The organism is Dyadobacter sp. BE31, from assembly GCF_031457695.1.
In the GTDB taxonomy this organism is placed as follows: Bacteria; Bacteroidota; Bacteroidia; order Cytophagales; family Spirosomataceae; genus Dyadobacter.
On sequence record NZ_JAVDXA010000004.1, the window covers coordinates 286,486 to 302,541 of the forward strand.

The window sequence follows — 16,056 nt, forward strand, 5'->3', positions numbered from 1 at the left end:
CATTATACATTAATTCAAAATTCAGAAAAAAAGCCAAGCCTGTAAGCCGGGTTCTGTGACTTCGACCGGTTGCCCGATCTCCGCTCCTGCCATTTATCCAGGATTCCGGTCACCCGGAACCTCTAACGATCTACCCGTGTCGGCGCTCCGGAGAGCAGGGACGAGTAACCCCGTTAACCAACACCTATTTGATCTTTCAGCCCGTAAGGTTTACCATGCATTCCCTGTCGCCAGGAAACCGGTGGGCTCTTACTCCACCTTTTCACCCTTACCGAGGCATACAAAAAATATGCCAGGGCGGTATCTTTTCTGTGGCACTTGCTGTCAACGGACCGTCACCAGTACGTTGCCTTCCCGTTAGGAAGTACGGCACTCTATGCTGCCCGGACTTTCCTCCCCGGTTAAAAAACCGCAGCGGCAGGACAGCTTAGACCTTTCCTCTGACCACAAAGCTAAGAAATACTTTCTTTCGATCAGCAGTCAATATACCATAAAAAGTAAAAAATTATGGCACTTACGCTGAATATTGTACAAATTTTTGATCAGATTCCTTTCAATCCATCGACTTTCAAATTCACTTTCCCGGTCGCAAATACAACAGAATAAAGATGTTTCGGAGTGAGGTAAACCTTATCGGGTACAATATCGGAAAGTATTCCCTTTACAACTACACCTTCGGTGACTTTATAGTTGGCAAGCGTTTTCTGAATCGTGTTTTTGGCATCGGCGATCTGACCTCCTACCGGAAACACCATCCGCTTCTCCATCATCCTGCTGAACTGCCCCTGCAGGAGCCATCCTGCCGTCCGGACGATCGAATTTTTGGTATCCAGGTCGTAGTCAAGGCTTTTGAGCGACAGTTGCTGCGTAGCGGGATCGTAGTAAGGGATTCCCTTTAGATAAATATCGCCGCTAATGCTGCCTTTCAACCCCGCCTTGATCACCAGTCGGTCGTTCTGCCCGTACATTTCAATGGACGTAACCTCTACGTGATACTTTCCGCCTAAAAACGAAAATTTCTCTCCGGCAAACTGCTTGGTAGCAAGCCTGGCCGCATCTTCGTACGACACAAGGCTGATCAACCCGATTTTGAAGTCGTCCTGAACCTTGTCCACGATCCGCAGGTCGGGCAGCTTCTGCACAGGCGCCACAGCCGGTTTTACAGCCGACGTAATAGTTTGGGTATAACCTTTAATACCAATGACCGAGCGGAGAATATTATTTTTCGCCAGTAGCGGCGTCATTTCCACGCCGGTAGGCCTGATCACCAGCCAGGTGTCATATTCCTTCGCAAGCATCACAGGCTGACGCGCGATGTTCCAGGCCAGCTCCGCATTCTTTTTAAGTTCAAGGTTCGAAGCCACCTGTTCGTCGATTGCTTCCGTGATTTTCTCGAAATTCTTGTTGAGCATACGACTCACCATTCCTTTAATAGGAATGTTAATGCCAGCCACCCGGATGCTCGGCTCGCTGATCCAGTCGTAACTATCTACATAAGTTTCCGATTTGATCTGCCACGACGGCGTAATGCCTATCTTGGAGATCAGCCGGATGCGGATCGAGAACTCCGTATCCTTGTAACCCGACATCGTCACGCCCAGCGGGCTCACTTTGTACCCGGCGCTTACCCAGATTTTCAGCGGAACTTCAAAAAGGAACGACGAGTCAATCGCCACGACTTTGATCGGACTAATCTTCCAGACCTTCGCTTTCAGGTTGTCGTTGCCCTCATCCTCATAACTGTTATCATCGTAGATCAACCCTTTGATCTGGTTGTTGATCTGCTTCTCGATTTCCGCTACCGGGATCTCGACCGGCACATTCAGTACCGACAAATGTTTCTCGTTCTGGATCTCCTTATCCGAATATTTGTATTCTTCCATAGGGGCCTTAGGGGAGGTTTTCTTAGAACCGCAGCTCCAAAAAACAACGGCTGCCAACACGATTACCAGAAAATAACCGCGCCTGACGTATACATTACTTGATTTTGACGAGGGTTGCACCGTATCCGAATTTCTCTTTTAATGCATCTTTAAAAAATTGCACATGCTGGTTCTTGCCCAGCCTGCGATGCAGCTCGTTTTTAAGAGCGCCGCTGCCCGCGCCATGTATAAACGTAATTTCCTCCATTCCATTGGCAATGGCCGATTCCAGATTACTCTCGAAAACGTCCAGCTGCTTTTTCAGGATCGCGTCGCTGGACAGGCTCTTATGGTTATTCACCAACTTTTCGATATGCAAATCAATCACCTGCTCCGGTTTGGGAAGGCTGTTCTGCTCGGGAGCGGCCTGCCCTAACATTCGCGCCTTGATTTCACCCGCAACATCCTCCGAAATGCCGGGCGTTTCACGTTTCAGGTTCTCCTCATCAAGTTGATATACAAACCCTTCTTTTCCCAACACAGGCACCTTGCCTTTGTTTTTATAAAACGACTGTGCGCGGCAACGGATGCGCTTGTTCAATGCAATGGGCAACTGGTGATTCCCCTCCCGGAAATACAATGCATGGATGTCAAACACCGGCCAGGATTCAAAATCCTTCATCTCCACTTCGGTCAGCTTCTGCGAGGTGCGCGGTTGCAGCACGCCGGCCGCCAGTCCCCTGCTCACCGATTCGGAAGCGGCAACGGCGGTGAATGGCAATATCCAGTCGGTGTTGTTGATGACGTGTACCGTCAACGTGCGGTCGTTCACGGAAATGAATGCGAGATAGATACCTTTTTCCGCGAATGGCGCATTGCGCGGCACGATCACATCTACACGGGCAGCCACCGCTTTTGTTTCTTCGGGTTTCACCATTCGCTGCGATTCCACAGGCGAAATCGTCACGATCTCATTTCTCAGGACCGGGATTCGAAATCCGTCCTCAATCTCTATTTCCACGACATTACCGGGCAAAAAAGCATAAATAACGCCTTCTTCCCTGCCGTGAACCAATCGTACTTTATCTCCGATATTCATATTCAATGTTGCTTTCCGATCATTTGAACCGGTTTTCAGTTCAAACAATACTTTTAAAAATAAAATGGTTTGAAATCGATGCCCTTTTTGCTGATCTGCAATGCCGGGGCCGGGATTTTCAGCGAGTTGGCCAGAAAACCCAGCGTCTTAACAAACTTGCTTCGGGTTTTGATCTTCGTGAGGTCGATATCCAGCGACAAATAATATTGGCGATAAGGCCGGTAACCCTTTTCGATGCTTACGTCTTTCTGGGCCGAAACCATATCCTGAATACCATAACCTACTGAAAAACAAAGCCAGGCAGGCCAGTTGGAACCCTTAAAAAATGATTTCGGGCTCGCCGAGAACCAGTAAGTCTGTCCATTGTAATCTTTCAGCCAGCGCTCCGACCAGCTGCTGCCGAGCAGCTGCGGCCGCACGTGCGCCAGTGAAGTATAATGAAATGAGAACTTGGGTTGAATACGCACCTCGTCCCATAATGCCACCTGCCCGAGATACAGCACTGAGCCTGTCAGGTTCGCGATCATATCGCCGGGAGAAAAGCCATAATCGGGCGAGAAGCCATCCAGGATTTCAATCGGCGTCTGAAAGATCACCCCGGAAATGGCACCGTAAACCAGCATTTGCCTTTTTGAAATACCCGTCTTTTTGTACAGTGCCGCCGTGTGCCGGGCAATCTGGTACGATGTGTAAAGGTGCCCCATTTTGTCCATTTGTAGCCACTCGTGACTATCGTCCTGGATGGTAAACTTGGTCAGCGGGTTCTTGTACCATGATTTGCTGAGCCCATAAAGCGTTCCGAGATAAATCGCAGATTGGGCCGCAAAGATGCCGCGGAGCAGTTTGTAATTAGGCCGCACTTCCGGCACCGAGTCGCGGACAAGCGTATCGCGAACCAGCGCGTCGCGAACCAGCGCGTCCCGGACGAGCGTATCAGGTGCCGGCACGGGTACTTGAGCGTACACGGGAGACAGCGTTTCTGCCAGCAGGCAAATTAGTAAGCAATGAAGAGTAAAACGCATTCGATCATATCGGGGGCAGGGCTTAATAACCGCCATGGTATTTTCTCAACCCCCATTCCGCGCCCAGCAACACTACAAGCAGGAAGAACAGCCATTTCAGGTAAATCAGCTCAACCATATCTTCGGTACTGTCCAGTCTGTCGGCCGGGCGGTCAGTTTTTAGTTTTTGAATAAATTGTTGCAGCGATGCCGGCGTCGTAAATGTGCCGCCCGACCGCCGCGCCAGATCGCGAAGCATGCCGAAATCCGCCGTCGTATTGCTCAGTTCGAGATCGGCATTGCGGATCACAAACTGGCCTGAAACATTTTCCTGTTTTCCTTTCAAAGTAGTGGAAGCCGCATACCGGTAAACGCCATCCGCCAGCCCGCTGACGTTGAACCGCGGTGTCTCCTTCGCGTGTGTGTACGTGAATTGCTTGCTCTTGCCCTTTTCATCCACCAATTCCAGTTTCACCTCCTGACCGAATATCGGCTCGTAAATGTCGTTGTAAACCTCGGTCTGAAATGCAACCTGTTCGCCCGCTTCGAACTCGTTGCTGATCGGATACACGCGGAATTTCCGGCGGTCTTCCTTCACCGAAAGCACCTGGATCAGCTTCTGGAAGAGGTTATCCACCACTTCCTGCTTGCTGGTTTGGGCAAATTCTTCCTGCCGCCATTGCCAGATTCCCTCCCCTGCCAACACAGCCGTTTTCTGATCGCCATTGGTGTTTAAAACCAGGAGCGGCTTGTTGGTATTGAGCGTTCCCACTTTCTGATACAATATCGTTTCTGTACCCGACGACACATTGTATTCGCCAAAAGGCACCGAAAGCGGAGGAAGGCGTTCCAGTAATTGAAGGCTCTCCGCATCCAGGTTGAGCTGCGAAAACGACGGATTAAACCGTGCCGTAACCTTATCAATCTGGTTATTCGCGGAAGCATTGATAAACAGCGACCGATTCAACGAGCTGGCCAGCGGTACCGCCGATTGATTTCCCAGAATGAAAAACAGCGGCATTTTCGCATCCAGAAACTTGCGGACCTGCGCATTACCCAGCCCGAGCACGTTCGGGATCTGGTGCAGGATCACGAGGTCATAAGGCTTCGTACTTGCCGGTGGGTTATTAGCAATGGACAGAATATTGATATCCAGCTCATAGTTATCGTTCGCTTCGATCACACTCCGGATACTCTTGATATCGGGGTGCGGCGCAAGCGCCATAAGCAGGATCTTTTGCCTGCCATCGATAATGTCGATATAAATGTCCTTCCGGTTGTTCCTGCCGGAAGTTTCCCCCGAAACCGCACCCAGTTCGATGGTATAATGTTGAACGCCCTTTTGTGCAGACGATGTTTTGAAATCAAATGCCTTGAAATAATCCGCACGATCGATCACCACCGGCTGGCTCTGGATCACGCGGCCATTTTGCTTCAAAGTCACAGTCGTACTCTTGCCTTGCAAGCCGTTCGCGGCGATCTCCGCCCGCACCGGAAACTCGTTACCCAGGTATGCAATGCGGTTGCTCACCACATCTTTCACGCGAATATCCAGCTTCGGCACCGAGTCCCCTACGGCCAGCGTGTTGACTCTGAACGGATAACGGTTATAGGTCGGCGATACGCCCTGGTTCACGATCCCATCCGAAAGCAACACCACGTCGGTCAGGTTGCGGCCTTCGAAATTCGTGCGGACCGTTTGCAGCAGTCCCGCCAGGTTGGTTTTGTTTTGATTAAATGCAAGGGAATCTGCATTGTTTTCGGTACCGCCGAGTGACTCAATGCTTACCTCGAAGCCCGCATCGTTCAGCTCGCGGGCAGCGGCCTTCACCTGCTCCATCGCGGCCTGGCCGTGCTTGCCAACAGATTCGGAGTTGTCGATCGCGAAAACGATCTTGGCCTTGTCGACCGAAGTTTGCGTGCGCCGTACGAGCGGGCTCAGCAGCAGGAAGCAAATCAATGCCACCGCAATTCCACGCACAGCGGCCAACGCATAGTTCAGTTTCTTACCCCAGGCCGGTTGCGGCTGATACAGCAGCCAGGCATAGGCCAGGCCCGCGAGCACGCAGAAAATGATGAACCAGTAAGGGGTTTGGAATATGAGCTCTGACCGCATGGATTGGGATACAATAGCTGGCGACGTTACAATATACAACGAAACCGCCAGCTATTTACTAACGAAGAAAGACTCTATGTTAACATACCACCGTCGACCTGGATTACCTGGCCGGTGATATAGCGCGACATGTCCGAAGCCAGGAACACGCAGGCGTCCGCCACATCTTCCGGCTGGCCTCCGCGTTTCATCGGGATCGACTGTTTCCAATCTTCCACCGCTTTCGCATCTACCGCGTCGGTCATTTCTGTTTCGATGAATCCTGGCGCTACGGCATTCGAGCGTATGTTTCTGGAACCCAACTCCAATGCGATAGACTTGGTAAAACCGATGATACCGGCCTTCGAAGCAGCGTAGTTCGACTGCCCTGCATTACCGCGTATACCGACTACCGATGTGATATTGATGATCGACCCGCTTTTCGCACGGATCATGGATTTCGTAGCGGCTTTGGTAAGGTTAAAAACCGATTTCAGGTTGATATTCACCACCGTGTCCCACTGCTCTTCGCTCATACGCATCAGGAGCCCGTCGCGGGTAACACCTGCATTGTTGATAAGCACGTCGAGTTTGCCGAAATCGGCAATCACGTCGGTTACGAGCTGGTCTGCCGCCTGGAAGTCGGATGCATCCGAGCGATAGCCCTTCGCTTTCACACCGAACGCTTCCAGTTCTTTGGCCAAAGCCTCGCCTTTTTCGACGCTGGACAGATATGTAAATGCGACATCAGCTCCTTCCTGAGCCAGGCGCAGCGCGATCGAACGTCCGATACCCCGTGAAGCTCCTGTTACCAATGCAACTTTATTTGCTACTAACTTCATAAATAGGATTGAAATCTGTCAAAATGTATACTGCCGGCAAAAATAGGATATTGGGGAGAGACCGGCAAATAAACGACCTATGGTACTTTATTACAAAATGATGTAATATTCAGGCAAAAAACCTTCTCCAACAATTTAACTTACACTAACATGAACACTACAAATGTGCAGAAAACATCAGGAGCCTTCATTGCCGCGTCGTGGATCGCATTGGGCGTGGGCATGGCCGGCTTCATCATCGGCCTCTGGCGCTCGGAAATGCTGCTGAGCGAAAAGGGATATTATTTTACGGTATTAATGTACGGCCTTTTCGCCGCCGTATCGGTCCAGAAGAGCGTTCGCGACCGTTTGGAAGGTGTTCCGGTGACGGGCATTTACTATGGTATCGCCTGGTTTTCGACCATCCTCGCCATCGTGCTGCTTGTGGTAGGTCTGTGGAACGCGACGTTGCTGCCAAGCGAAAAAGGCTTCTACGCATTCGCCTTCCTGCTGGGCATCTTCGGCGCTATTGCGGTTCAGAAAAACACCCGTGATTCGCAGATTTTCGAAACCGGTAGCTCATTTTCCAAACCTTCTGATCATTGATACTGTTAAGCCGTTACGTATAAATTTTTGAAACTAAACTCAGGTAATGGCAGAAATAACGAAAACAGCCCTGATCACAGGCGGTTCCAAAGGAATAGGATATGGTATTGCCGAAGCGCTCATCCGCGACGGCATCCGTGTCGCAATTACAAGCCGGTCGCAGCAGAATGCCGACGAAGCGGCCAATGCATTGAACAAAATCCGGGAAGGCTACGCATTACCTATCGAATCGGATGTGCGGAACCTTGCATCGCAGGAAAAAGCGGTACAGACCTTGCTCAGCCAATGGGGCCGGCTCGACTATTTTATCGCCAATGCCGGCGTCGGTCACTTCGCCCCGATCCAGGAGCTGAGCGCCGAGTTGTGGCAGGAGACCATCGATATCAACCTCACAGGCGTATTTTTCAGCGCGAAGGCATCTATCGCCGCATTGACGGAGTCGAAAGGGTATTTTATCAACATCGCAAGCCTCGCGGGTACCAACTTCTTTGCGAATGGTACTGCTTATAATGCCAGCAAGTTCGGTTTGGTCGGCTTCTCGCAGGCCATGATGCTCGACGTACGCAACGCGGGCGTTAAAGTGACGACCATCATGCCAGGCTCCGTCGCAACAGAGTTCAACAACCACGAGCCATCGGATAAGGACGCGTGGAAAATCCAGCCGGAAGACATCGGCCAGATCGTATCCGACCTCATCAAAATGCCGGCACGGACGCTGCCTAGCAAAATTGAGGTACGGCCTACTACGCCCAAGTAAGCTTCGTTTGGGAAATTTTTGGTCAGGTGTGGTCAAGTATTGTCAGGTGTAGTCAAGTGTAGTCAGGGATTGTCAGGTATAGTCATGTATTGTCAAGTATAGTCAAGTGTAGTCATAACTATCAATGACAATTCCTGACAACACCTGACCAAAAATGACAACTCTTGACTACTTCCGAGTACTTCCGCCCTTGGGCCAAGATGTATAAAGCGAGAACAACAGTCCGCAACCGGCAAGCAGCAGCAACGGAACTTTGTATAAAATCAACAAAGTAAGGCCTATAAACCCGAACAGGAAGACTTGCATTGCATTCTCCGGCAGGCCAGATCTTTTATAAAAATATAGGTGGGAGACTATGAGGATCGTTAGGCCCAGCAGGTACAACTGCGCCACTTCGGCAAAGCCGAGGGTGCCACTACGAAGTACCACTATCGTTTCGGGGACGATCAGCATCAAATGCAACACAACTACCCTACCCCAACGCTTCCAGACCGGTACCGGCAGCGACCTCCCCCAAAGCCAGATTTCCGCTTCCCATTGGTACAACTCCAACGAAAGTCCCAGATTGAGCAGATAAGCAAGCGACATACCCACAGCCGGCATACGAATGTCATATTCACCAGTGCTGTAATAGAGCATTGTTCCCGCCGCCGCCAGCATTGCACCCAATTTACCTACTAATAAGGTGATCCCACGCTCCCGCACGAGCCATTCCATCGACCAGTAAAGCCAGGAGACCGGGCGCCGGAGTGCAGGCCGCCGGAACGGCCATTTGATAATGCTTTTACTTTGAACAGCCACATACAAAACCGGCTTCCGAATGCGCCATTCAGCAGTAAGAGCAAGCATTAGTATTAATACAATGTAGAAGGGAATGACCGGCCACAAGCGTGCCAGCAGCTTGTCCTGAATAGCGATGATCAGCAGGTAAACACCATAATAAAGGATGGGTTGCAGAAAACCCAATGCTTGCATTAAAAACCTTCGTGTACGCGTGAGCGCGGGCCATGTACGGGTGTGATAGATGAAGGTATATTCCGGCAACTTCCAGGTATTGATCAGAAACTGAACACATAACAGCGTATAAACCAGCCATATCACGAAAAGCGCGAGCATTCCGTAAGTGCCCGTCAGAAAAAATACCGCGAACGCATGATGCTCATTGGCACTCAAAAAACCGAAAAGCACACCGAGCAATACCAGGAATGTTCCGGCCCGCTGCCTGAAAAACGCCGAGACCGTAGAGAGAAGCAGCATTTTCATAACGCATCCGTAGCGACGAGCGTCTTATTTTTCAACCGGAAACTCCGGGAGACGTGCAGCCCCTCCTGCTCGAACAACTGGTGCGACGACAGCAGGAACGTAACCCCATTACGATGGTATTCTTTGATCAGTTCGAAAAGCACTTCGCGCGCCTCGCGGTCGATGGTAATGAGCGGCTCGTCGAGGATAATGAGCGAAGGGGCGCCCAGGAATGCGAGCAGCAAGGATACTTTTTTCACCATGCCGCTGGAACAGCTGCCGAACTGGTTTTGAAGGTAGTTAATTCCGAATGCTTCAATGAGCTTGTCGCTTTGTTCGCGAGGTGCCCGCTGCGCTTCGGCAACGAAAGCAATGAGGTCGGCAGGTGTTAAAAAAGAGGGATAAAGCGGCTCTGCCTCACCGAGATTTAAACGCAGACGGTATTCTACCGGGTGTTTTTTCAGGTCATACTGCCCGTCAAGCCTGACATTCCCTTCAAATGGCAGCATACCCGCCAGCGTCCGGAAAAGTGTCGACTTCCCCGCGCCGTTCTCCCCCTGTATCCAGTAAATACCCTTTTCAATTGCAAAAGACGGGATCGAAAGGATTTCCCGCTCTCCATACCGCTGCGTAAGCTGACTGATTTCCAATATCATACCGCGGGATGGCCGTTATATCAAGGAACTATATTAAACTCGTCTTTCAGCACCTGCAATGCTACCGATTCTTCGTGGCGGTAAAGGTCCTTGTCGAAAAGCGCATTGTGCCCGGCGTTCTGCAAGCTGATCCAGCTGTGCGTCGCGTACGGGTCATAATTGAAATGTTTGAAACGATGGCCTGCATTGTTCATATCCGCAAACCATTTCACTCCCACATCCAGGCGATCGTAAGCCCCGAATGCAGCGCCTTTGCCAACAGGCATCGTATCGTTGCGCGTTTTTTCCAGGTCGATCATCGCCACATATTCGTTCAGCCGGCATTCGGGTAACGGCCATGGCGCAGCGCGGTCGACCACGAGCTTGTACTCGCCCGTGCGGGCTTGCGGGTGTTTGGCAGCCAGTTGCATCAGCTCCTGATAGTCCGGCTTGTATTCGGTATATCTTTCAGAATCACAGAGCCCCGCTTCCCGCGCAGGGCACACCCAGCACTGCCCGATACTGCCAATGCCCGAAGCATCGCCAATGCCATTCACATATTCTCCTACCAGATCGCTTTTGAAATACACGTCATTATGGATCACCAGCAGGTATTTCTGATCCGACTTCTCCCACGCATACTGGTAACGCACCGCATGCCGGTACCGCTTGAAATTCAACAGAAAATCGAACTTTACGTTTTTAGTCCAAAGCCAGACATTCGGCTTATAATAGACGATCTTATCACCGAAATGATCAAAAATAAATTTGAAGTTCGGTGGTTCCGGCTGCTTGGCTTCTTCTACGAAATAGATTTTATTGATCCATTGATGCGAATGCTTCATGAGCGTCAGCAGTGTAACGGCCGTCTGGTACGGTTTGCCGTAGGCGTTGATCGCCACATCCACACATGCCTTTGGAGAGTTCATCATCGTGTATGTCTTTCTTTTTCCTAAACAAGTAGCCAAAGGTTGCCATTTAATCAGAAACCACCTGTTTTTCGTTTGAAAAAATTAGTAAGTGTATCAAAGCCGCTTTCCCGGTCGCTTTTCAATCGTCTCCTCACAAATATTTCAAAATAAGATACTTCGACCAACAGATCATATGAAATTTCATATTTTCATTGATCACAAATTTCGCGGGATGTATATTTGAAAAAATTTTAATTAATCCGCGGATTCATTTTTAAAATTTTACAAAACTACTCATACCATTCCACAAACCCGGACACCCATGAACACCAACCGCCGCTCCTTCCTCCGCTTGTCGGCCTTCGCATTGCCTTTCACACGCGTCAATCAGTTGTTTGCCAAAACACCGGCGGCCGGCGCACCGGCGCCCGGCGCTGCGGCGGCTGGCCCGGTAGTCATTTCTACCTGGGATAGCGGGCAAATTTCAAATGCAGCGGCCTGGCCGGTGCTCGAAAAGGGCGGTCGTGCCCTCGACGCCGTAGAGCAAGCCGCCATCGCTATTGAAAACGATATCAATTGCTGCGTAGGCCTCGGCGGCAACCCCGACCGCGACGGGCATGTGACATTGGATGCGTGCATTATGGATGAAAAGTCTAACTGCGGCGCGGTGGCATTCCTCGAAAGGATCAAACACCCGGTATCTGTGGCGCGCAAGCTCATGGAAACGACTCCGCACGTGTTTTTGGTAGGCGCCGGCGCGCAGCAGTTTGCATTGGCGAACGGTTTCAAACTGGAATCCGGCAAACTTTCACCCGACGCGGCCAAGGAGTACAAGAAATGGCTCAAAAAAGCGGAGTACAAGCCCGTTATTAATATTGAACATAAGCAATCGAAAGGCCACGGCCCATTCGCACCCGCACGGCTGGATAACGGTGATTTCAACCACGATACCATGGGTACCCTCGCGTTGGACGCGCAAGGTAACCTCTCCGGGATGTGCACCACCAGCGGTATGGGCTTCAAAATGCGTGGCCGTGTAGGCGACTCCCCCGTTATCGGCGCCGGCCTTTTTGTCGACAATGAAATCGGCGCGGCTACCTCGTCGGGACAAGGCGAGGAAGTGATTCGCGTGGCGGGTACCCATTTGGTGGTCGAGTTCATGCGCAATGGCGCCTCACCGGAAGAGGCCTGTAAAAAGACAGTCGAAAGGATCGTAAAACGTGATCCCGAGCGCGCAAAGACTTTCCAGGTAGGCTTTCTGGCCATCAACAAGCAGGGAGAGGTCGGTGCCTACTCCGTCCAGCCCGGATTTGCCTACACCATCACTACCGGCGATGGCAAAGGCAAAGTCGTCGCCGCCAAAAGTTACCTCTCGTAAACCCTCATATAGAAGTATTTACCAAACACTTAACCATTACAATGAACCTTAAATCGACAGCGGCGCTCCTGGCAGGGCTGCTATTTGCGTCCGGATCGTATGCGCAGCAGCATTCGGAGCAAAATCACTCCAAATACGTTGCACCTACCGACCCGCTCGTGCAGCAGAAGCTCTCCAAATGGCAGGATATTAAATTCGGACTGCTGATGCACTGGGGAACATACAGCCAGTGGGGCATTGTAGAATCATGGTCGCTTTGCCCGGAAGACGAAGGCTGGTGCGAGCGCCGCGGGCCGCATTCACACGATTGGTTCGAATATAAGAAGGCTTACGAGGACATCGCCAAAACCTTCAACCCCGTCAAGTTCAATCCCGACCGTTGGGCAAAGGCAGCCAAAGGTGCCGGTATGAAATATGTGGTGTTCACAACCAAACATCACGACGGTTTCTCGATGTTCGATTCGAAATACACCGATTATAAAATCACCAACACGCCATTCAAAACCAATCCGAAAGCGAACGTTACCAAGGAAGTACTCGCCGCATTCCGCAACGAGGGCTTCATGACGGGTACCTATTTCTCAAAACCCGACTGGCATACCGACTCTTACTGGTGGCCTTATTTCCCGCCTAAGGACCGAAATGTATCCTATGACCCGAAGAAACGTCCCGAAATCTGGAACAAGTTCAAGGACTTCACCTACAACCAGATCGAAGAGCTGATGTCGGACTACGGCTCGGTGGACATTCTATGGCTTGACGGCGGCTGGGTACGCCCGTTCAGCAGCATCGATACGACCATCAGCTGGCAGAAAACGATTCCTTACGACCAGGACATCGATATGGCGCGCATCGCTAAAATGGCCCGCTCGCATCAGCCCGGCCTGCTCGTGGTGGACCGCACTGTTACCGGTGAATTCGAAAACTACGTAACACCCGAGCAATCGATCCCTGATCATTATATGTCCATTCCATGGGAATCCTGCATGACAATGGGCGATTCGTGGTCTTATATCCCGAAAGAAAATTTCAAGTCCACCCAAAAACTGGTTCACACCCTCGTTGATATCGTTGCAAAAGGCGGTAACCTCCTCCTCAACGTGGCTCCCGGCCCCGACGGCGAATGGCACGAAGAAGCCTACACGCGCCTCGAAGAAATGGGCAAATGGATGAATGTAAATGGTGTGGGTATCTACGAAACCAAGCCGCTGGCCCCTTACCGCGCCGGCAAATGGGCTTACACTAAAAAAGGCACCACCACTTACGCATTCTATCTCGCAGAAGCAGGCGAAAAGCTGCCGGCGAGCCTGAAACCGGAAGGCCTCGACATTCCTGCGAAAGCGAAAATCACATTTGCCGGTAATAAAAAGGCATTGAAAGTGAAGAATGGTGCGATTGAGCTGCCTGCTAAAACTGTGACAGAAGTAGGTACGCAGCCTGCTTACTTATTTGTGATTAATTAGGATTTAGGAGGAAACGACTTGTAGATTTCACCCCGGCTCAATACCCGTAAAAGTGTAACGTCGGGGTGAATGCATTCGATACCGATCCGCCAGTCACCGATGCGGATCCTGTAATTTTTTAGATCTTTTTTGAACCTGTTGACATAAAGTATTACCATCCCATTTCCTTTTTCAGGTCAGAGACCGGAAACCTGGGTTCGTCCTTTTCTGAACGCATTAGTTCAAGCATGAAATAGTCATTCAGCTTTTCGTTTTCGATAATGGATAGAATTTGCAGCATTTCGGTTTCGCTCCAATTGCCACGTTGTTTCTTGACACTGAACGTCGGCGCCGGAATACCAATCTGTTCGGCCAGGTAAGCGTTTTTGTAACCCGATTTATTGATCAAAGCCGCCATATTCTTTTTCAAAGCGATATAGTTCTCAACGATATTTACCATAACGATCTATGATTTAACAGGAAGTTGATATTTCAATTTTCTAAATTAAAATTATGAATTTTGTTATGCATTATCAATTTTTCAACCAATACCTATTAATGAGCCTGTGGTGAACAGAGAGGAACATGAGCAAAAAATTTGTGAACTCTCTTAAAAAAACGATCTTCACTTTCGATTTGCATCACCCCTATCTGTATCATCAGAAACACCTTTTCAAATGATCAAAAAAATATCCGGTCTCCTCTGCCTGACGGCGTCGATCGCTTTTGCACAAACACCTCCAAAACCTTACGGCGCATTGCCGGCAGCGCGTCAGATCGCATGGCACGAAACCGAAGTTTACGGTATCATGCACTTCACGCCTACCACCTTCGAAAATAAGGAGTGGGGCTACGGCGATGCAGATCCCAAAACTTTCAATCCAAGCGATTTCAATGCCGACCAGATCGTACAAGCCGCCAAAGCCGGCGGGCTCCGCGGTATTGTCCTTGTGGCAAAACACCACGACGGCTTCTGCCTCTGGCCGACCAAAACGACCGATTATAATATCACCAAAAGCCCGTTCCGCGACGGCAAGGGCGACCTCGTACGTGAGGTGGCGGATGCAGCGCGCAAGCACGGGCTGAAATTCGGGGTATATTGCTCGCCCTGGGACCGCAATAATGCCAAGTACGGCACGCCAGAATACATTAAGATTTACCGCGAGCAGCTCCGTGAGTTGTACACCAACTACGGCGACCTGTTTATGTCGTGGCACGACGGCGCAAATGGCGGCGACGGATACTATGGCGGCGCGAGAGAGAAGCGTTCAATCGATAACACTACCTATTACCAGTGGGATTCTACCTGGACCAACTACACCCGCAAACTGCAACCGAACGCGAATATTTTCAGCGATATCGGCTGGGACGTGCGCTGGGCAGGTAACGAGGACGGCAGCGTGAACCCAACCTCATGGGCGACATTGACGCCGAAGCCATCCGAAGGCCAGAACGTAGCGGTACCAGGCCAGGCGAATGCGACCGAAAACCCGGGCGGAACCCGCGGCGGGAAATTCTGGATCCCGGCCGAATGCGATGTGCCATTGCGCAAAGGCTGGTTCTACCACGCCAACGAAAAGCCTAAAACGCCCGAGAAGCTGTTTGATCTCTACCTGAAAAGTGTAGGACGCGGCGCGGCCCTCGACCTCGGTCTTGCCCCTGATACCCGCGGCCAGCTACATAACGACGACGTCGCAGCCCTCAAAACCTTCGGCGACCACGTTAAAAACACTTTCGCGACAAACCTCATCGGGAGAGCGTCCTCGAAAGCGGTGAATGTGCGTGGTTACAACTCCGTTTACAGCGCTAAAAACCTCCTCGACGGCAAACCGGATACCTATTGGGCAACCGACGACGATTTCAAAACGCCGGAAGTGGTGATCGAAATGAACCAGCCGATCGTGTTCGACATCATCAGTTTACAGGAATACATCAAACTGGGCCAGCGTATCGAAGAATTCGCCGTTGATGCCTGGATCGGAAACGAATGGAAGGAAGTGTACAAAGGAACCAGCGTGGGCGCAAAGCGCATTGCTAAACTCGACGTACCTATCACTTCCAACAAAGTGCGTCTCCGTATCACCAAATCGCCGGTTAGCATTGCGATCAGCGAGTTTGGGGTTTATAAGGATACTGAATAGCAGCTAAAACGAATGCAAAAAGGGGCGAAACCATCAAGTTTCGGCCCTTTTTGCATTTAAAACCTT

General features: G+C 50.7%; 14 protein-coding genes and 1 other RNA gene. 5 read left to right on the forward strand and 10 right to left on the reverse strand.

Annotated elements, in window-relative coordinates; all coding sequences use genetic code 11:
• Positions 1-26: 26 nt before the first annotated feature.
• From rnpB to fabG, 6 genes are all read right to left on the reverse strand, one after another.
• An RNA gene (gene rnpB, locus J2Y43_RS21865) (RNase P RNA component class A) lies at positions 27-434 on the reverse strand.
• Between the two features lie 108 nt (positions 435-542).
• A complete protein-coding gene (locus J2Y43_RS21870; RefSeq protein ID WP_309987435.1) occupies positions 543-1,883 on the reverse strand; it encodes a DUF4403 family protein in 1,341 nt (446 codons plus the stop codon).
• A gap of 94 nt (positions 1,884-1,977) precedes the next feature.
• The gene (locus J2Y43_RS21875; protein ID WP_309987432.1) at positions 1,978-2,961 is read right to left on the reverse strand and encodes a DUF2027 domain-containing protein; all 984 of its coding nucleotides are present in this window, start codon (positions 2,959-2,961) and stop codon (positions 1,978-1,980) included.
• A gap of 53 nt (positions 2,962-3,014) precedes the next feature.
• The gene (locus J2Y43_RS21880) at positions 3,015-3,926 is read right to left on the reverse strand and encodes a DUF2279 domain-containing protein (protein WP_309987429.1); all 912 of its coding nucleotides are present in this window, start codon (positions 3,924-3,926) and stop codon (positions 3,015-3,017) included.
• Between the two features lie 79 nt (positions 3,927-4,005).
• Positions 4,006-6,078, reverse strand: coding sequence for a VWA domain-containing protein (locus tag J2Y43_RS21885; protein ID WP_309987426.1), 2,073 nt, complete (start codon positions 6,076-6,078; stop codon positions 4,006-4,008).
• Positions 6,079-6,152: 74 nt separating this feature from the next.
• On the reverse strand, positions 6,153-6,899 hold the full coding sequence (gene fabG, locus J2Y43_RS21890; protein WP_106597289.1) for a 3-oxoacyl-[acyl-carrier-protein] reductase: 747 nt from the start codon (positions 6,897-6,899) through the stop codon (positions 6,153-6,155).
• Positions 6,900-7,049: 150 nt separating this feature from the next.
• Here fabG and yiaA point away from each other — a divergent pair, with 150 nt between their 5' ends.
• Together yiaA and J2Y43_RS21900 are read left to right on the forward strand one after the other, a co-directional pair.
• Positions 7,050-7,484 carry an inner membrane protein YiaA gene (gene yiaA / locus J2Y43_RS21895; RefSeq protein WP_223403476.1) on the forward strand — a complete coding sequence of 145 codons (435 nt, stop codon included), beginning with the start codon at positions 7,050-7,052 and terminating at the stop codon, positions 7,482-7,484.
• A 46-nt stretch (positions 7,485-7,530) separates the two neighbouring features.
• Positions 7,531-8,241: an SDR family oxidoreductase gene (locus J2Y43_RS21900; protein WP_309987420.1), complete on the forward strand. Its 711-nt coding sequence runs from the start codon at positions 7,531-7,533 to the stop codon at positions 8,239-8,241.
• Positions 8,242-8,409: 168 nt separating this feature from the next.
• Here J2Y43_RS21900 and J2Y43_RS21905 read toward each other — a convergent pair whose 3' ends face one another.
• From J2Y43_RS21905 to J2Y43_RS21915, 3 genes are read right to left on the reverse strand one after another with little or no spacing between them, the layout of a single operon-like run.
• Positions 8,410-9,504 (reverse strand): hypothetical protein, encoded by a 1,095-nt coding sequence (locus J2Y43_RS21905; RefSeq protein WP_309987417.1) that lies wholly within the window; start codon positions 9,502-9,504, stop codon positions 8,410-8,412.
• On the reverse strand, positions 9,501-10,139 hold the full coding sequence (locus J2Y43_RS21910) for an ATP-binding cassette domain-containing protein (protein ID WP_309987414.1): 639 nt from the start codon (positions 10,137-10,139) through the stop codon (positions 9,501-9,503). Before J2Y43_RS21910 ends, J2Y43_RS21905 begins: the two co-directional genes overlap by 4 nt.
• Before the next feature lie 20 nt (positions 10,140-10,159).
• Complete coding sequence (locus J2Y43_RS21915) at positions 10,160-11,050, reverse strand: hypothetical protein (RefSeq protein ID WP_309987412.1); 891 nt, start codon at positions 11,048-11,050, stop codon at positions 10,160-10,162.
• A 301-nt stretch (positions 11,051-11,351) separates the two neighbouring features.
• On the opposite strand from J2Y43_RS21915, the gene J2Y43_RS21920 reads away from it, so the two are divergent.
• Positions 11,352-12,407: a N(4)-(beta-N-acetylglucosaminyl)-L-asparaginase gene (locus tag J2Y43_RS21920; protein WP_309987409.1), complete on the forward strand. Its 1,056-nt coding sequence runs from the start codon at positions 11,352-11,354 to the stop codon at positions 12,405-12,407.
• Positions 12,408-12,448: 41 nt separating this feature from the next.
• Positions 12,449-13,870 carry an alpha-L-fucosidase gene (locus J2Y43_RS21925; protein ID WP_309987406.1) on the forward strand — a complete coding sequence of 474 codons (1,422 nt, stop codon included), beginning with the start codon at positions 12,449-12,451 and terminating at the stop codon, positions 13,868-13,870.
• Positions 13,871-14,021: 151 nt separating this feature from the next.
• Here the strand turns inward: J2Y43_RS21925 and J2Y43_RS21930 are convergent, their stop codons facing one another.
• On the reverse strand, positions 14,022-14,309 hold the full coding sequence (locus J2Y43_RS21930; protein ID WP_309987404.1) for a hypothetical protein: 288 nt from the start codon (positions 14,307-14,309) through the stop codon (positions 14,022-14,024).
• Positions 14,310-14,526: 217 nt separating this feature from the next.
• Here J2Y43_RS21930 and J2Y43_RS21935 point away from each other — a divergent pair, with 217 nt between their 5' ends.
• A complete protein-coding gene (locus J2Y43_RS21935) occupies positions 14,527-15,990 on the forward strand; it encodes an alpha-L-fucosidase (RefSeq protein WP_309987401.1) in 1,464 nt (487 codons plus the stop codon).
• Positions 15,991-16,056 lie beyond the last annotated feature (66 nt).

What these genes read in the sequence shown, in the direction of transcription:
- J2Y43_RS21870 (WP_309987435.1), bottom strand. Translation starts at nt 1,883, where the DNA reads ATGGAAGAATACAAATATTCGGATAAGGAGATCCAGAACGAGAAACAT.
- J2Y43_RS21875 (WP_309987432.1), bottom strand. Translation starts at nt 2,961, where the DNA reads ATGAATATCGGAGATAAAGTACGATTGGTTCACGGCAGGGAAGAAGGC.
- J2Y43_RS21885 (WP_309987426.1), bottom strand. Translation starts at nt 6,078, where the DNA reads ATGCGGTCAGAGCTCATATTCCAAACCCCTTACTGGTTCATCATTTTC.
- fabG (WP_106597289.1), bottom strand. Translation starts at nt 6,899, where the DNA reads ATGAAGTTAGTAGCAAATAAAGTTGCATTGGTAACAGGAGCTTCACGG.
- yiaA (WP_223403476.1), top strand. Translation starts at nt 7,050, where the DNA reads ATGAACACTACAAATGTGCAGAAAACATCAGGAGCCTTCATTGCCGCG.
- J2Y43_RS21900 (WP_309987420.1), top strand. Translation starts at nt 7,531, where the DNA reads ATGGCAGAAATAACGAAAACAGCCCTGATCACAGGCGGTTCCAAAGGA.
- J2Y43_RS21905 (WP_309987417.1), bottom strand. Translation starts at nt 9,504, where the DNA reads ATGAAAATGCTGCTTCTCTCTACGGTCTCGGCGTTTTTCAGGCAGCGG.
- J2Y43_RS21910 (WP_309987414.1), bottom strand. Translation starts at nt 10,139, where the DNA reads ATGATATTGGAAATCAGTCAGCTTACGCAGCGGTATGGAGAGCGGGAA.
- J2Y43_RS21915 (WP_309987412.1), bottom strand. Translation starts at nt 11,050, where the DNA reads ATGATGAACTCTCCAAAGGCATGTGTGGATGTGGCGATCAACGCCTAC.
- J2Y43_RS21920 (WP_309987409.1), top strand. Translation starts at nt 11,352, where the DNA reads ATGAACACCAACCGCCGCTCCTTCCTCCGCTTGTCGGCCTTCGCATTG.
- J2Y43_RS21925 (WP_309987406.1), top strand. Translation starts at nt 12,449, where the DNA reads ATGAACCTTAAATCGACAGCGGCGCTCCTGGCAGGGCTGCTATTTGCG.
- J2Y43_RS21930 (WP_309987404.1), bottom strand. Translation starts at nt 14,309, where the DNA reads ATGGTAAATATCGTTGAGAACTATATCGCTTTGAAAAAGAATATGGCG.
- J2Y43_RS21935 (WP_309987401.1), top strand. Translation starts at nt 14,527, where the DNA reads ATGATCAAAAAAATATCCGGTCTCCTCTGCCTGACGGCGTCGATCGCT.